At 63.4% G+C, this 15,545-nt stretch carries 17 protein-coding genes; 10 read left to right on the top strand and 7 right to left on the bottom strand.

What is annotated here, in order from left to right:
* Position 1: 1 nt before the first annotated feature.
* Together C8N43_RS00310 and C8N43_RS00305 are read left to right on the top strand one after the other, a co-directional pair.
* Positions 2 to 865 (top strand): DMT family transporter, encoded by an 864-nt coding sequence (locus C8N43_RS00310; protein ID WP_107843714.1) that lies wholly within the window; start codon positions 2 to 4, stop codon positions 863 to 865.
* A gap of 3 nt (positions 866 to 868) precedes the next feature.
* Positions 869 to 1,816, top strand: a complete 948-nt coding sequence (locus C8N43_RS00305) for a lysophospholipid acyltransferase family protein (protein WP_107843713.1) — start codon at positions 869 to 871, stop codon at positions 1,814 to 1,816.
* Here C8N43_RS00305 and C8N43_RS00300 read toward each other — a convergent pair.
* The 3 genes from C8N43_RS00300 to acnA form a co-directional block, all read right to left on the bottom strand.
* Entirely contained in the window at positions 1,768 to 2,469 is a 702-nt protein-coding gene (locus tag C8N43_RS00300; RefSeq protein ID WP_107843712.1) for a DUF1223 domain-containing protein, read from the bottom strand. The genes C8N43_RS00305 and C8N43_RS00300 overlap by 49 nt on opposite strands.
* A gap of 83 nt (positions 2,470 to 2,552) precedes the next feature.
* Positions 2,553 to 2,999, bottom strand: coding sequence for a methyltransferase family protein (locus tag C8N43_RS00295; RefSeq protein ID WP_146174134.1), 447 nt, complete (start codon positions 2,997 to 2,999; stop codon positions 2,553 to 2,555).
* Positions 3,000 to 3,119: 120 nt separating this feature from the next.
* Positions 3,120 to 5,888, bottom strand: a complete 2,769-nt coding sequence (gene acnA, locus C8N43_RS00290) for an aconitate hydratase AcnA (protein ID WP_107843710.1) — start codon at positions 5,886 to 5,888, stop codon at positions 3,120 to 3,122.
* Between the two features lie 166 nt (positions 5,889 to 6,054).
* Here acnA and ccmA point away from each other — a divergent pair, with 166 nt between their 5' ends.
* The 4 genes from ccmA (at position 6,055) to ccmD (ending at position 8,367) form a co-directional block, all read left to right on the top strand.
* Positions 6,055 to 6,684, top strand: coding sequence for a heme ABC exporter ATP-binding protein CcmA (ccmA, locus tag C8N43_RS00285; RefSeq protein WP_107843709.1), 630 nt, complete (start codon positions 6,055 to 6,057; stop codon positions 6,682 to 6,684).
* Entirely contained in the window at positions 6,681 to 7,337 is a 657-nt protein-coding gene (gene ccmB / locus C8N43_RS00280; RefSeq protein ID WP_107843708.1) for a heme exporter protein CcmB, read from the top strand. The genes ccmA and ccmB overlap by 4 nt, the downstream gene beginning before the upstream one ends.
* A 78-nt stretch (positions 7,338 to 7,415) precedes the next feature.
* Positions 7,416 to 8,144, top strand: a complete 729-nt coding sequence (locus C8N43_RS00275; protein ID WP_107843707.1) for a heme ABC transporter permease — start codon at positions 7,416 to 7,418, stop codon at positions 8,142 to 8,144.
* 58 nt (positions 8,145 to 8,202) lie between these two features.
* A complete protein-coding gene (ccmD, locus tag C8N43_RS00270; RefSeq protein ID WP_107843706.1) occupies positions 8,203 to 8,367 on the top strand; it encodes a heme exporter protein CcmD in 165 nt (54 codons plus the stop codon).
* On the opposite strand, the gene C8N43_RS00265 is transcribed toward ccmD, so the two are convergent.
* The 3 genes from C8N43_RS00265 to C8N43_RS00255 form a co-directional block, all read right to left on the bottom strand.
* The gene (locus tag C8N43_RS00265; protein ID WP_425437025.1) at positions 8,361 to 8,858 is read right to left on the bottom strand and encodes a MarR family winged helix-turn-helix transcriptional regulator; all 498 of its coding nucleotides are present in this window, start codon (positions 8,856 to 8,858) and stop codon (positions 8,361 to 8,363) included. The two genes, ccmD and C8N43_RS00265, sit on opposite strands and share 7 nt — an antisense overlap.
* Positions 8,859 to 8,940: 82 nt before the next feature.
* On the bottom strand, positions 8,941 to 9,219 hold the full coding sequence (locus C8N43_RS00260) for a succinate dehydrogenase assembly factor 2 (protein WP_107843704.1): 279 nt from the start codon (positions 9,217 to 9,219) through the stop codon (positions 8,941 to 8,943).
* Positions 9,216 to 9,608, bottom strand: a complete 393-nt coding sequence (locus tag C8N43_RS00255) for a helix-turn-helix domain-containing protein (RefSeq protein WP_107843703.1) — start codon at positions 9,606 to 9,608, stop codon at positions 9,216 to 9,218. The genes C8N43_RS00260 and C8N43_RS00255 overlap by 4 nt, the downstream gene beginning before the upstream one ends.
* Before the next feature lie 92 nt (positions 9,609 to 9,700).
* Here C8N43_RS00255 and C8N43_RS00250 point away from each other — a divergent pair, with 92 nt between their 5' ends.
* From C8N43_RS00250 to C8N43_RS00235, 4 genes are all read left to right on the top strand, one after another.
* Positions 9,701 to 10,903 (top strand): pyridoxal phosphate-dependent aminotransferase, encoded by a 1,203-nt coding sequence (locus tag C8N43_RS00250; RefSeq protein WP_107843702.1) that lies wholly within the window; start codon positions 9,701 to 9,703, stop codon positions 10,901 to 10,903.
* A gap of 274 nt (positions 10,904 to 11,177) precedes the next feature.
* Complete coding sequence (locus tag C8N43_RS00245) at positions 11,178 to 12,593, top strand: tetratricopeptide repeat-containing sulfotransferase family protein (protein WP_158269876.1); 1,416 nt, start codon at positions 11,178 to 11,180, stop codon at positions 12,591 to 12,593.
* A 100-nt stretch (positions 12,594 to 12,693) separates the two neighbouring features.
* Entirely contained in the window at positions 12,694 to 13,101 is a 408-nt protein-coding gene (locus C8N43_RS00240; RefSeq protein ID WP_107843700.1) for a hypothetical protein, read from the top strand.
* Positions 13,098 to 14,039 (top strand): hypothetical protein, encoded by a 942-nt coding sequence (locus C8N43_RS00235; RefSeq protein WP_107843699.1) that lies wholly within the window; start codon positions 13,098 to 13,100, stop codon positions 14,037 to 14,039. Before C8N43_RS00240 ends, C8N43_RS00235 begins: the two co-directional genes overlap by 4 nt.
* 128 nt (positions 14,040 to 14,167) lie before the next feature.
* Here the strand turns inward: C8N43_RS00235 and C8N43_RS00230 are convergent, their stop codons facing one another.
* Positions 14,168 to 15,520, bottom strand: a complete 1,353-nt coding sequence (locus tag C8N43_RS00230) for an MATE family efflux transporter (RefSeq protein ID WP_107843698.1) — start codon at positions 15,518 to 15,520, stop codon at positions 14,168 to 14,170.
* Positions 15,521 to 15,545 lie beyond the last annotated feature (25 nt).

Here is a 15,545-nt window from a genome sequence, read left to right as displayed (position 1 = left end):
CATGGCCCAAACCAATATCGCTCGCGGCATCGCCTTGATGGTCGCGGCCACGCTCATGTTCACCTTGATGGATGTCTGCGCCAAGGCGCTGTCGACCCGCGTCGACACGATCCAGACGCTTTGGGCGCGCTACACGGTGCAGATGGTGGTGGTCACGCTTCTGGTCGCCCCGCGCCTGCGCAGTGTCGTTCAAACGCAGCGGCTGGGTCTGCAAGTGCTGCGCGGCTTCATGCTGCTCTGCACGACGGGCTTTTTCTTCTTTGGCTTTCTCAAGATGTCACTGATCGAGACGACCGCGCTGATGCAGATCAGCCCGGTGGTGATCATGATCGGGGCTGCGATTTTTCTGGGCGAGCGGTTCGGGATGCGCCGCGCGGCGGCGGCGGGCGTCGCCTTCCTGGGCGCGATGATCGTGCTGCGCCCCGGCACAGAGGCCTTCACGCCCTACGCGCTTCTGACCTTGTGCGGTGTCGCGTGCTATTCCACCTACGCGCTGCTGACCCGGTACGCGGGCCATGGCGAGGACGTGTGGACCTCGCTCTTTTATACCGGCAGCGTCGCCACCGTGGTTCTTTGCGCGATCGTCCCGTTCTTTTGGGAGCCGCTGGAGTTGGGTGATCTGCCATGGATGCTGGGCGTTGGGCTACTTGGCACCATGGGGCAGCTCTTGCTGATCCGCGCGCTTTCGATGGCGCCTGCATCGCTGCTGGCCCCGTTCACTTACGTGGCATTGGTGTTCTCGACCATCTGGGGGATCGTGTTCTTCGCCAACTACCCCGACGGGCCGGTCTATGTCGGCGCTCTTGTGATCGTGGGGGCCGGGCTCTATGTCTGGCACCGGGAAACACGCGTCAAAGCGAGCTAGACCATGGCACTAGGCAGCACCGCGGCAGGGCGCAGAGGCGCGCCCGATTTCATCGCAAATCTGGCGATCCGTGGCATCATTGGACTGGCGCTGGCGGTGCCTTATCGCGCGCGCGTCCCGATGGCGGGCTGGATCGTCTCGCGCATCGTGGCTCCGGTTGCAGGCTATTCCAAACGCGTGCGCGAGAACCTTGCCTATGTCCTGCCGGACCTGCCTGCGTCGGAGGTCGAGCGCCTCGTGCGCGCCGTGCCGGACAATGCGGGCCGCACGTTGATCGAGATATATTCGGGCCGCGGCTTTACCGACCGTTTCAAGCATGCGCCGCTGACAGGTGATGGGGTTGCCGCGTTGCGCGAGGCCCACAAAGCAGGCCGTCCGGTGGTGTTAGTCACCGGCCATTTCGGCAATTACGACGCGCCGCGCGCGGCGCTGATCGCGGCAGGCTTCAACGTGGGCGCGCTTTACCGCGAAATGAACAACGGGTTCTTCAATCCGCACTATGTCGCGGCAATCTCGAAGATCGGCGAGCCGGTTTTTCCGCGTGGACGTAAAGGCTTATCCGGCCTCATCAAATTCCTGCGCGGCGGCGGCATGGCCGGGTTCCTGATGGATCAATACATGGGCGACGGGGCCGATCTGGACTTCTTCGGCAAGCCCGCCCCGACCGCGCTGTCCGCCGCAGAGCTCGCGCTGAAATATGACGCCCTCGTTGTTCCCGTCTACGGCGTGCGCCAGCCCAATGGTCTCGATTTCGAGGTGATCTGCGAAGCGCCGATCCCACACACCGATCCGGTGCAAATGACCCAAGCGCTCAATGACAGCCTAGAGGCGCTAGTGCGCCAGCATATGGAGCAGTGGTTCTGGATACACCGGCGCTGGAAGCCAGAGCGCGCGGCGGAGCGTCAGTCGACCCGCGCGGCGGCCAAAATGGGACCGGACGCGCCGTCCTGAATGATGACGACCGCGGGCGTCTCGCCCGGTGCATCAGCGGTAATCGACAGTGGCTTGCCCCCGTCCCATTTGCCGATCGCCATGAAGCTGTCGACGACGTTGTGATAGGTCAGGTCTTGGCCCGCGTTCTCGCCGCGCTTGATCTTGACGCTTTGCTGCGGCGTGTAGCGAACAAGGAAGATCACCATGCCGCGTGGCACATTGGCCGCCGGCACCGCTTCGATCTCGAGCGTGTCGCCAGCGCGCGCGAGTTTCAAATCCACGGGATTGGCCTGCGCCTTGTGCTTGTCGATATGGGCCGCGAGTTTCATCGCCTTGGTGCCGACAATCTGGTCGCGCCCGCCGATCACCATCTGCGGGGTGTAAATCATTGTGCTGCCCGCGGCTTTGGCGTAGGCGCGCTGGCGGGCGGTATAGGCGGGATCGGCGAAGGCATCGACCCAGCCGAGATAGTCCCAGTAGTCCACATGCAGGCTCAAGGCGATGACGTCTTCGCGCTCTGCCAGCTCGCCCAGAAGAGCATCGGCAGGCGGACAGGACGAGCAGCCCTGCGACGTGTAAAGTTCGACCACAACCGGCCCCCCGGCCGTAGCCTCGGTCGCAGGGGTCAGAACGAGCGCGGCAAGCGCGGCGGCGGTCAGGCGTTTGAGCATGTGAGGAAATCGTCCCTTTTGCGTGTGTGCCCTATCTAGGCTCGCATTCGTGCACACACCAATCAAGCCTTTGCGAGTTTTTGTCATATCCAGCGGCGCGTGCGCGACAGATAGGCCTCGGCCTCTGCGCCGAATGCATCGCGCAGCCCTTGCTCTTCGGGCAGTACGAAGCGCCGGTTCAGGGTGCCCCAGAACAGCGGCACGAGAATCAGGCAGACCGGCTGGCCGCGCCCGATCACGGCACCCGCAAGGATGATGACAAGCGCCAGATAAATCGGATTGCGCGAGACACGGTACGGACCCTCGACGATCAGGGCTTTCGGCGTGTGGTGCGGTTCGATCGGCGTCTTGCGGCGCCAAAACCAGATGGCCGACCACGCGATCAACGCCAAGCCCAGCCCGATCAGCCCCCAGCTGACATAATCCAGCACCGGCGCGCTTGGATTGCCCGGGATTGCGGTCGAGACCGCCCAGTTGATCATCAGAAACAGCACAAGCCAGAGCGGCGGAAGATCGGGGAAACCTTTCATAGGGTCCACAATGCAGGCTGTCGGCGCAAAGGCCAAGCCTGACCCTCCTCGCCCGGGCACAAAAAAGGCCCGCCCCAAGGATCAACCTGGGGCGGGCCAGATCATACGCGGGCGAAAACCTTACGCGGCTGCGAGATCGCGCAGCACGTAATGCAGCACGCCGCCATGCTCAATATATTCTTTCTCGATCGCGGTATCGATCCGGCACTTCAGAGTGATGTTCTTCACCGTGCCGTCCGCCATGGTGATCTCGCAGGGCACTTCGGACAAAGGTTGCAGATCGCCTTCGAGCCCTGTGATGCTCACCGTCTCCTCGCCTGTCAGGCCAAGGGACTTGCGCGTGTCACCGCCGGTGAACTCGAACGGGATCACGCCCATGCCCACGAGGTTGGAGCGGTGGATGCGCTCGAAACTCTCGGCGATCACGGCCTTCACGCCCAGAAGCGCGGTGCCCTTGGCCGCCCAGTCGCGAGAGGACCCGGCACCGTATTGCTCGCCACCGAAGATCACCAGCGGGGTGCCCTGCTCCTGATAGGCCATCGCGGCATCGAAAATCGACATCTGCGAGCCATCGGGGCCCTTGGTGTAGCCGCCTTCGACCCCATCAAGCATCTCGTTGCGGATGCGGATGTTGGCGAATGTGCCGCGCATCATCACCTCGTGGTTGCCGCGACGCGATCCATAGGAGTTGAACTCCCGCGGGGCGACCTGACGCTCCACCAGATACTGCCCGGCGGGCGTACTTTCCTTGAACGAGCCCGCGGGCGAGATGTGGTCGGTGGTGATCATGTCGCCCAGAACCGCCAGCACCTTGGCGCCCTCGACGTTCGAGATCACGCCCGGATCCTTGTCCATGCCCTGGAAGTAAGGAGGGTTCTGCACATAGGTCGAGGTCGCAGGCCAGTCATAGGTCTGGCTGTCAGTCGTCTCGACCCCCTGCCATTTCTCATCGCCCGTAAAGACCTCGGCGTATTTCTCCTGGAAGGCCTCGCGCGTCACGGTCTTCTCAACCAGATCGGCAATCTCCTTGGAGGTCGGCCAGATGTCCTTGAGGTAGACGTCATTGCCGTCCTGATCCTGGCCCAGCGGCTCCTTGGTGATGTCGACATTCATGTCGCCCGCCAGCGCGTAGGCCACGACCAGCGGCGGTGAGGCGAGATAGTTCGCACGTACATCGGGCGAGATGCGGCCTTCGAAATTGCGGTTGCCCGACAGCACCGACGTGGCGATCAGGTCACCCTCGTTGATCGCCTCCGACAGCTCCGGCGCGATGGGCCCGGAGTTGCCGATGCAGGTCGTGCAGCCGTAGCCCACAAGGTTAAAGCCGATGGCGTCGAGATCTTCCTGCAGCTCCGCGGCCTCCAGATAGGCGGACACCACCTGGCTGCCCGGCGCAAGCGAGGTCTTCACCCATGGCTTGCGGGTCAGGCCCTTTTCGCGGGCCTTGCGCGCCACCAGACCGGCCCCGATCATCACATACGGGTTCGAGGTGTTGGTGCAGGACGTGATCGACGCGATCACGATGGAGCCGTCATGCAGCTTGTAATCCTGCCCTTTGACCGCGGCCGCATTGTGGTGGCCGATATCGCCCGGGATATGGTGCGGCGCGGGTTGGCCGCCCTCGCCTGTCCACTCGGCCATTTCTTCGCGTTTGGCCGACGGCTCTGGGCGCTGCCCTTTGACATATTCGGCAAAGCTCGTCGCGGCCTGGTCCAGAGCAATGTAGTCCTGCGGCCGCTTCGGGCCGGAAATCGCAGGTACGATGGTGCCCATGTCGAGGCTCAGCGTGTCGGTGTAGATCGGCGCGTAATCCGCGTCGCGCCAGAAGCCGTTCTCCTTGGCATACGCTTCCACCAGCGCGATCGTCTCTTCTTCGCGGCCGGTGTTGGTGAGATAGCGCAGCGTTTCGTCGTCGATCGGGAAGAAGCCACAGGTCGCGCCATATTCCGGCGCCATGTTGGCGATCGTCGCACGGTCGGCCAGCGGCAGATTGTCCAAGCCCTTGCCGTAGAATTCCACGAACTTGCCCACCACGCCCTTCTCGCGCAGCATCTCGACCACCTTCAGCACCAGATCGGTGCCGGTGGTGCCCTCCATCATCGCGCCGGTCAGCTCGAACCCGATCACTTCGGGGATCAGCATGGAAATCGGCTGGCCCAGCATGGCGGCCTCGGCCTCGATCCCGCCAACACCCCAGCCCAAAACAGCCGCGCCGTTGACCATGGTGGTGTGGCTGTCCGTGCCAACGAGCGTGTCCGGGTAGGCCACCGTTTCGCCATTCTGGTCGGTGTCGGACCAAACGGTCTTGGCCAGGTACTCGAGGTTCACCTGGTGGCAAATGCCGGTGCCGGGCGGCACCACGCGGAAGTTGTTGAAGGCCGACTGGCCCCATTTCAGGAACGTGTAGCGCTCCATGTTGCGCTCGTATTCGCGGTCCACGTTCATCTGGAAGGCGCGCGGGTTGCCGAACTCGTCAATCATCACCGAGTGGTCGATGACCAGATCGACCGGGTTGAGCGGGTTGATCTTTTCCGCGTCGCCACCAAGGGCCACAAGCCCGTCGCGCATCGCGGCCAGATCGACCACTGCGGGCACGCCGGTGAAGTCCTGCATCAACACGCGCGCGGGACGATAGGCGATTTCCTTGGGGTTCTTGCCGCCTTGCTTGCCCCAGTCGGAAAACGCCTTGATGTCGTCGACGGAGACCGTCTTGCCATCCTCGAAGCGTAGCATGTTCTCCAGCACGACCTTCAGCGCCGCGGGCAGGTTCGAAAACTCACCCAGCCCTGCCTCCTCGGCCGCCTTGATGGAGTAATAGGCGACGGTCTTGCCGCCCGCTTTGAGCGTCCGGCGCGTTTTCGAGGTATCATGTCCGACGACGATGGGCATAGGCAAAGCTCCTGAGGTTATGTGAATTCGGGCTGTTCAGATGTGGTGATGCCCCAAGTTTTTCAGGCGATCAAGGGGGCAAAACGCCCCGGACATCATAATTGTATGCAATTGCATACATTTTTCTTTGTTTCCGGCACCAAAGTGATGCGCTACGGCTTAACCCATGGAATTCAGCGTGCAAAATCTGGCCTGCAGGCGCGGCCCGGTGACGGTTTTGTCCGACGTTTGCTTCTCCGTCAGCGGCGGAGAGGCGCTGATTCTGCGCGGACCCAACGGCGCGGGCAAGACCACCTTGCTGCGCTGTCTCGCAGGGCTGACACCCCCGGTTTCCGGCACGCTGAACACATCGTGCGATGACGTTGCCTACGCGGCCCATGCCGACGGTCTGAAGGCACAGCTGAGCGTTGCCGAGAACCTGCAATTCTGGGCCGACATCTTCGGCACCGGCGACATCCGGCCAGCAGTAGAGGCTTTCGACCTGGGCGACTTGCTGACGCGACGTGCGCAAGACCTGTCTGCGGGGCAAAAGCGACGCCTGTCGCTGTCGCGTCTGTTGCTGACGGGCCGCCCCGTTTGGGCGCTGGATGAGCCGACCGTGTCGCTCGACACCGAAAACGTCGCCCGCTTTGCCGCGGCCGTGACCGCGCATCTCGACGCCGGCGGCGCTGCGATCATCGCGACCCATATCGATCTTGGCCTGCCCGCCGCGCGCGTGCTCGATGTCGGGCAGTTCAAGGCTACACGCGCAGCCGCGCCCGAAAGCGATCCATTTCTAGACGAGGCCTTGTCGTGATTGCCCTTTTGCGCCGCGACCTGATGCTCGCCATTCGCGTGGGCGGCGGCTTTGGGCTTGGCCTTGCCTTTTTCCTGATCCTCGTGGTGCTCGTCCCGTTCGGCGTCGGCCCCAATGCCGAGATGCTGTCGCGCATCGCGCCGGGCATCCTCTGGGTCGGGGCCTTGCTGGCCTGCCTGCTGTCGCTCGACCGTATCTTTCAGCTCGACTTTGAGGACGGCACACTGGATCTGCTCGCGACCTCCCCGCTCCCGCTGGAGGCGGCGGCAACCCTGAAGGCGCTGTCCCACTGGTTGACCACCGGCCTGCCACTGACGCTCGCGGCACCCGTCCTGGGCGTCTTGCTGAACATGGATGCGCAGGCGACGGCCTGGCTGATCACCTCTCTTGCGCTTGGCACGCCCGCATTGTCGATGCTGGGCACGTTCGGTGCGGCGCTGACAGTCGGGTTGAAGCGTGGCGGGTTGCTGATCTCGCTGCTGGTGCTGCCGCTCTACATGCCGACCCTGATCTTCGGGGCGGAGGCCGTGCGGCGCGGGGCGGACGGGCTTGCCGCCACGACCCCGCTTCTCTTCGTGGCCGCCATCACCGCCGGATGCGCGGCGCTGCTGCCCTTTGCGACCGCCGCGGCCCTGCGCATGAACCTGCGCTGACACGCTCGTGACCCACGGAGGGCAAAGCGCGCCAGAATGCCCATTGCCCCGGTCGCGCCCGTCCCATAAATCTGACACATGTCGATTTGGGAATACGCCAATCCAACGCGCTTCATGCAGACCTCGGGCAAGCTGTTGCCCGCGGTCACCGTGCTGTCGCTTGTCTGCCTTGTCGTCGGTCTGGTGTGGGGGTTCTTCTTCACACCAGACGATTTCCGTCAGGGTTCGACCGTAAAGATCATCTACCTGCATGTGCCGTCCGCATTGATGGCAATCAATGCATGGCTGATGATGCTGGTCTGCTCGCTCATCTGGCTCATCCGACGCCACCATGTCTCTGCGTTGGCGGCCAAGGCCGCGGCGCCGGTGGGGGTCACGATGACGTTGATCGCGTTGGCGACGGGGGCGATATGGGGTGAGCCGATGTGGGGCACTTATTGGGCGTGGGACCCACGGCTGACATCCTTCCTGATCCTGTTCCTATTCTACCTTGGCTACATCGCGCTCTGGGCTGCGATCGAAAACCCGGACACTGCCGCCGACCTGACATCGGTCCTGTGCTTGGTCGGATCGGTCTTCGCCTTGCTGTCACGCTACGCGGTTAATTTCTGGAACCAGGGCCTGCACCAGGGGGCATCTTTGTCGCTGGACAAGGAAGAGAACGTGGCGGACGTCTTCTATTTCCCGCTGCTCGTCAGTATTGCGGGCTTCGTGCTGTTGTTCCTCGCGCTGGTCCTGCTGCGCACCCGGACTGAAATCCGCGCGCGGCGCACCGCGGCTCTTGTGGCGCAGGAGCGGATGGCATGACCTGCGCCCCGATCCTAGTCGATACCAACCCAGTTAGTTCAGTATCGAAAGCCTGCTAATGCCTGATCTTGGAAAATATGCAGACACAGTCCTGTCGTCTTATGCCGTCTCGATCGCGCTTTTGGCGGGGCTTGTCGTCATGTCCATTTGGCAGTCCAAACGCGCCAAGGCGCGTCTGGCAGAGGTCGAAGCGCGCCGCAAAAGCGACGCGGCCCGTCAGTAGATATACCGGATCTGATCTGCCCAATACCGCTCCATCCGGCGCAGCGAGTGGTTGATCTCGTCGATCCCGGTCGTGCCCAGAATACCCTTCTCTTCCAGACCAACGGCGTGACGCTCGAACAGTTCTGAGACGTTGTTGCGCACGTCGCGCCCCTTTTCCGTCAGGCGCACGCGCACCGAGCGGCGGTCAATCTCGCAGCGCTGGTGGTGCATGTAGCCCATTTCGACCAGCTTCTTGAGATTGTAGGACACATTCGAGCCCTGATAGTAGCCGCGCGACTTCAGCTCGCCCGCGGTCACCTCGTTGTCGCCGATGTTAAACAGAAGCAGCGCCTGCACGGAGTTGATATCGAGGATGCCGAGGCGTTCGAACTCGTCCTTGATCACGTCGAGAAGAAGACGGTGGAGCCGCTCGACCAGGGCCAAACTGTCCAGATAGCTGGTCATGAAAACCCGGGCTTCCGGGCTGACCAAAGGCTTTTGCATACTCATGAAATTCTCCGGCTTACATCTGCTCTTCGACGCCGGAATAGGCCACGAATCACAAAGAAACCGTTAAAAGCCTAGAGATTTCTCAGCCCAGACCCGCACCCTTCACGGCCTTCTGGATCAACGGCGCAAATCGTGCGGGCGCCTCGGCCTGCCCGGACGCCCATTGGTACATGTCGTGGTCGCTTTCGCTCAGCATCTCGTCATAGAGCGCAAGCTCTTCGTCGCTCAGACCCTCCAGCCCCTCGGCCGCAAAGCCGCCAAGGATCAGGTCCATCTCCTTGATCCCGCGCCGCATGGAGCGCAGCTTCAGCCGCCGGATCTTGGTCTCGCGGGTCTCGCCTTCAGGGCCAAGCTCTTTCATTCGCCCGCTCGCAGCAGTTTGCCCAGACGCTTTTCGAGACGGCCCAAATGGTCGGTGAGGCGGGCAAATTCGGCTTTCGTGCGGCGCATCTCCAGCAGGACCTCGCGCACGTCGCCCGACAAGGCGACTTCGTCTTCGGGCGCATCCACGCCCTCGCCCACGCCGGTCAGCAGCCACCGCATCGAGACATTCAAAACGCCCGCCAGCGTCACCAACTTGTTGGCCCGTGGCTCGGAGATGTCATCCTCCCAGCCACGCACTGTCTTCAGCTTCACGCCAAGCTTGTGGGCCAGTTCTTCCTGGCTCAAGCCCTGCGTCTCGCGCGCGGCGGCCACGCGGTCGCCGAAGGTGGCGTTCTCGTTGCTGAAATAGGCGTCTGCGTCGTCCATCGAAAGGCTCCCTGGGAGGCGTTATCGCTTGAATGCGGTCGAGGCTCTGCCTAAGAGCAAACCAGAAGCACTTCAACCTGACGAGGCGTCACATGTCCTTTCTCTCCGAGACCCTTTCCCGCGTAAAGCCATCGCCGACGATTGCGGTGACCCAGAAGGCGGCAGAGTTGAAGCGGGCGGGCAAGGACGTCATCGGTCTGGGCGCGGGTGAGCCGGATTTTGACACGCCGCAAAACATCAAGGACGCCGCCGTGCAGGCCATCGCCGACGGCAAGACAAAATACACCGCGCCCGACGGCATCCCCGAGCTGAAAGAGGCGATCTGCGCCAAGTTCAAGCGCGACAACGGGCTGGATTACACCCCTGCCCAGATCAGCGTGGGCACCGGCGGCAAGCAGATCCTCTACAACGCGCTGATGGCGACGCTGAACGAGGGCGACGAGGTGGTAATCCCGGCCCCCTACTGGGTGTCCTACCCTGACATGGTGCTGCTGGCCGGCGGCACACCCATCATTGCGGAGGCCTCGCTGCAAACCGGCTTCAAGCTGACCGCCGACCAGCTTGAGGCCGCGATCACCGACAAAACCAAGTGGCTAATCTTCAACTCTCCGTCGAACCCGACGGGCGCAGGCTACACGTGGGACGAGCTCAAGGAGCTGACAGACGTGCTGATGCGCCACCCCCATGTCTGGGTGATGACCGACGATATGTACGAGCATCTGGCCTATGACGATTTCGAATTCTGCACGCCCGCGCAGGTCGAGCCGCAGCTCTACGAGCGCACGCTGACGGTCAACGGGGTTTCCAAGGCCTATTCGATGACCGGCTGGCGCATTGGCTATGCGGGCGGGCCCGTGGAATTGATCAGTGCGATGCGCAAGGTGCAGTCGCAGTCGACCTCCAACCCCTGCTCGATCAGCCAATGGGCCGCGGTCGAGGCGCTGAACGGAACGCAGGATTTCCTTGCGCCCAACAACGAGCTCTTCGTGCGCCGCCGCAACCTGGTGGTCGAGATGCTTAACGCCGCCGATGGCATCGCCTGCCCGAAGCCGGAGGGCGCGTTCTACGTCTACCCGTCCATTGCGGGCTGCATCGGAAAGACCTCCGCAGGCGGCACAAAGATCGTCGATGACGAGACCTTTGCGACCGCGCTGCTGGAAGAACATGGCGTCGCCGTCGTCTTCGGCGCGGCCTTCGGGCTGAGCCCCAACTTCCGGGTCAGCTACGCCACCTCGGACGAGAACCTGAAAGAGGCTTGCACGCGCATTCAGACCTTTTGCGCGGGTCTGAGCTGATCTCCATCCAATTCCGACGCCTCGCGCCGATCTGCGCGAGGCGGACTTGCGAAATTGTCTGATTAAAATTCAGGCAAACCGTGCGCATTATTGCCTGCACGGGCCCCTTATGCGGCAATTTCCTGCACAGAATTCCATTTGCGATTAAGAAGCGTGACTTTCCCGTAGGTAAACTGAACACTCTAGTTTATTGTCTAAGCGTGGCGGGGTAACGCCCGCGCATCAGGCACGGCCCACATTTTTTGTGGGCTCAACGACGCAACAGGCGAAGACCGTGGGCAAGTTCGACCGCAGTATCCAGGAGGCGCGCGCCAAGGCGCAGCAAGGTGACCTCACGGCCGCATTGGCGGCCGTGGATGTGGCACTGGCTGAGGTGCGTCAGGTCTACATTTTCCGCGCTCGCCTTCTGCAGGCACTGGGTCGTCCGCGCGAAGCCTTGCGGGATATGGAACGGATCGACGGGCCGGATGCGGAACCTGCGTTCCTGGAAATGAAGGCAAAGCTCGAAGAGCAGCTCGATCTGTTCCAGAGCGCCATCGACACGCTCACCCGCATCCTGCCCCGCGCCAAGTCCCCTGCCCCGATCCTGGCGCGACGCGCGATGTTGTATCAGGCCTTGGGCCAGATCGAGCATTCGGTCGGCGATCTTGACGCGGCGATCGCGCGAAGCCCCAGCGATACTGAGCTGTACCGCCTGCGCACCCGCATTGTCCCCGCAACCGTCACTGATCCGGCGATTGCGCAGATGGAAAAGATGCGCGGCTCGGTGAAGACTGGCAGCGCTCAGGCGATGCACCTGCATTTCGCGCTCGCCAAGGTTTATGAGGATCTCGGTCGCCACGACGAAGCCTTCGAGCTTCTCACCAGCGGCAACCGGATCATGCGCACGTTGCAGCCCTATGACATCGACACGCGCAAGCGAGAGGTGGCGGCCTATCAGAGCGCCTTTGCCGATGTCGGCGGCGCGCGCGGGGCGAGTGATTTCGCGCCCATCTTCGTGACCGGAATGCCGCGCTCCGGCACCACCCTGACAGAGCAGATCCTGTCCGCCCACCCCGATGTTTGCGCGGGCGGGGAGACGCGCGCCTTTCTGGCCCAGATGCAGGCGCATCTTGGCGATCCGATGATGCCGCCGAAAGCGGGGCTGAACCTGACGCAGAAATCCCTGACGGAGCTTGGCGCCGCCTACGCCCGCGACATGATCGAGCGTTTCGGCCCCAGTCCGCGCCACACTGACAAGTCGATCCAGACACTGCTTTACGCAGGCGCGGTGCTTGCAGCCCTGCCGCGCGCGCATATCGTGGTCGTGCGCCGCAATCCGCACGCCGTCGCCCTGTCGCTCTACAAGCAGGTGTTTCAGCCCGGCAAGCAGCTGTTCAGTTACGACCTCGAAGATATCCGCGCCTATCAGAAAAGCTTCGACGAGATGGTCGCGTTCTGGGGCACCCGCCTGACGGAGCGGTTTCACATCATTGACTACGAAGACCTCGTGACGGCGCCCGAGGCGTCGATCCGCGATCTGCTGGACCGGGTCGAGCTTGGCTTCGACGCGGCGTGCCTTGCACCCGAGACGAACCCGCGCGCGGTCAGGACGCTCAGCGCCATGAGCGTCCGGCAGCCGATCAACTCCGCCGCGCTCGACACGTGGCGTCGCTACGCGCGCCAGCTGGGTGTCTCTGCCGACGCCTGAAAACCCCGCCGTACCCTTCGCGCGAAATCGCTGTTCCCGTGCCGCATATTCCTGTGATAGCGTCGCGCAGACGCAAATAAGGCCGGGTCCAACCGAACACATGTCGAGCGAGCTTCCTGAATTCTACTTCCGCGTGCGCGAGAACGGGGCGACCGTCTTTCGCGTCGACACCGAAAACCGGCAACGGCGCATCGACATGTCCGAGATCGCGGTCGTCAATATCCGCAACGGCCAGATCAAGCCCCATGGCGATCATGAGCTGTCCGCCGAAGAGCTTGAGGTGATCGAGGACTGGATGGAAGAGCGCACGGCCGTGCTCGCCACTCGCGATATTGACGACATCTACCGCGCGGTGGACTACCTGAACCTGACGACCCACTGGGCGCAGACTAAGGCCGAGCCGGACCAGCTTGAAGTGGTCACAGACGCGCTGCTTCTGGCGATGCATGACCTGCGCTCTGTGCTGGTGCGCAAGAAGGCCGACCGGCTGCTCAAGGACCGGGGTTGATCTGGCGGCGCCGCCGCGCGCCACGCTGCCCGGAGGCCGCCCTCTGGGACCATCTCGATGCCTGCGAAATACCCTTTCGCGCGCCGCTGTCAGACTGGATCGACCGCTACCACCTGAGCCCGTCGGTCTGGAGCGAAGGGCTCGACTATTGCATCCCCGATGATGTTGCCCCGTTCTTCCCCGGGCTGGACGCGCCGTTGCACGCGCAGGTCTATGAGGTCGCCGATCTCGCCGCGCCGCCCGATTACTTGTGGTGCGCGCTGCGCGGCGACGGGGATCACCGCCTGAACTACGCAGGCGCGCTCGCGCGGCTCACGAAGATCTTCGGCAAAGGGGCCGAGACCAGCTCCAGCAACACCGTCTCACGCGAATGGCGCTTCGGGCTCGCCCGGCTCAGCTGCACCGTTTGGCCACCCGAAAAGCAGTCCTATGGCCAAAATGACCGACACCGTTTGTTCCCGGACACGATCACCGAGGCCTCCGTCGCGATCCATCCCGCGTGGCGTGCGCCGCTCTCGGCCGAGGAACACGCGGCCTGCGCGGCGGCCAAGCCGATCTGGGCCGACCCCTCCCCGACCCCGGGTGCCAATATCATCCGGTTCTCGCGGGACTGGCCCAGCGACGCTGCGACCTTGCCCCCGGGATTGGCCTTGGCCGGACAGGACATGCTGCTGTCCATTCGCAGTCCTGACATCGCGGACCTCTTCCCCCGCACGCTGATGCGCGAGCTGCATCTGGTGCGCCTGACCCCGGCGCGCGGTGGGTCGATGGCCAGCCTGTCGCTCCGCCTGTCTGCGCAGCTGCGCGATGGCCCCGGCGAGATCAACCGCACAGTCGCCAGTGTCAGTGGCGATCACGCGGCGCTTGATGCGGTGGCAGAGACGCTCGCCAAGGCGCTTGATCTGCCGCTCGACACCTGTACCGGGCCCAGCGACTAGTCACACAGCCTGAGCGGCGGGCGGCGCGCCTATGTCGAGCCGCTGCTGTTTAGTTCGGTATCCCCTCGCCAGCCTGAACCGCAACACTTCTCGCGCTTTTGCGCATACCGCCACTGATGCACGCCTGCTTATCCCGCCCGCCGCAGCTCACCAAAGCGGCGCAGGAAACGCCACCACAAGAGCACCGCGGCGAACAGCAGGCCGATCACCAGCCCCAGCCAGACGCCGACACCGCCATAGCCCAGCGTGATCCCCAGCACGTAGCTCGCCGGGATGCCAAGGCCCCAATAGCTGAGCGCCGCCGCATACATCGGCCATTTCGTGTCCTGAATGCCCCGCAACAGCCCCAGCGCCATCACCTGCCCCGCATCGACCAGCTGGAACAGCGCCGCGACCGCCAGAAGGCTCGCGCCGAGCGCGAAGACCTGCGAACGGCTTGGCTCGTCGGGCGAGAGGAAGCCCGACATCAACAGCTCAGGCAACAGAAGGAAGGCCAGCATGGTCACGACCACGACCGCCATCGAAACGGCGACGACCGCCCGTCCGCCAAGGGCCAGCGAAGCCCAATCCGCGCGCCCCATCGCCCGCCCCGCGCGCACCGTCGCGGCCTGGCTCAGGCCGATATGGACCATGAATGTGGCCGAGGTAATCTGCAGCGCGATCCCATGGGCCGCCAGTGGCAGCGTGCCGATCAGCCCGATGATCAGGGACGAGGCCGAGAACATCCCGCTTTCGGCCAGATTGGTCAGCCCGATGGGCCAGCCGAGGCGGAAGACGGCCCCGAATGCCTCCGGGTCCGGGCGCCAGATGCGCTGGAACAATGCATGCTCACGGGTCGCCTTGCCGCGCGCCACGTAGAGCGCGAAAACCGCCAAGGTCAGGCTTTGCGTCAGCACCGACGCCAATGCCGCGCCTTGCAGCCCAAGCTCTGGCACGCCGAGATTGCCGAAAATCAGCACCCAGTTCAGCGCCGCGTTGACCCCCACGGCGGCGACCGTGACCCACAGGATGAAACTCGTCTTCTCCAGCGCTGCGAGGTAGCTTTTCAACACCATGATCAGCAGCGCCGGGATCATGCCGATGCCGACAATGGCAAGGTAGTCCTCGGCCAATTGCGCCAGCTCCGGGTCTTGGCCGAAAGCGCGCAGGATCGGGGCGGACCAGATCATCAGCGGCAACAGCGCTACAGCGTATATCAGCGACAGCCACAGCCCCATGCGGGTGACGCGACGGATGCGGGTTTCGTCGGACTTCTCCGCGGCCTCCGCCACCATGGGCATCACCGCGAAGGCGAAGCCACCGCCCATAATGAACAACACGAAGAAATAAGATCCTGCCAGCACGCTCGCCGCCAAGGCAGTGACGTCGTACCAGCCCAGCATGACCGCATCGACCAGGTGCACCGCGAACTGCGCCAAATGGCTTCCCACAAGGGGCAGGCCCAGCACCAAAACCGCGCGAATATGTTGGCGAAACGTCATGACCCACGGCTACCGGGCTTTGTCA

Source organism: Litoreibacter ponti (assembly GCF_003054285.1).
GTDB classification, from domain to species: domain Bacteria; phylum Pseudomonadota; class Alphaproteobacteria; order Rhodobacterales; family Rhodobacteraceae; genus Litoreibacter; species Litoreibacter ponti.
This window is presented reverse-complemented; position numbering and strand designations above follow the sequence as displayed.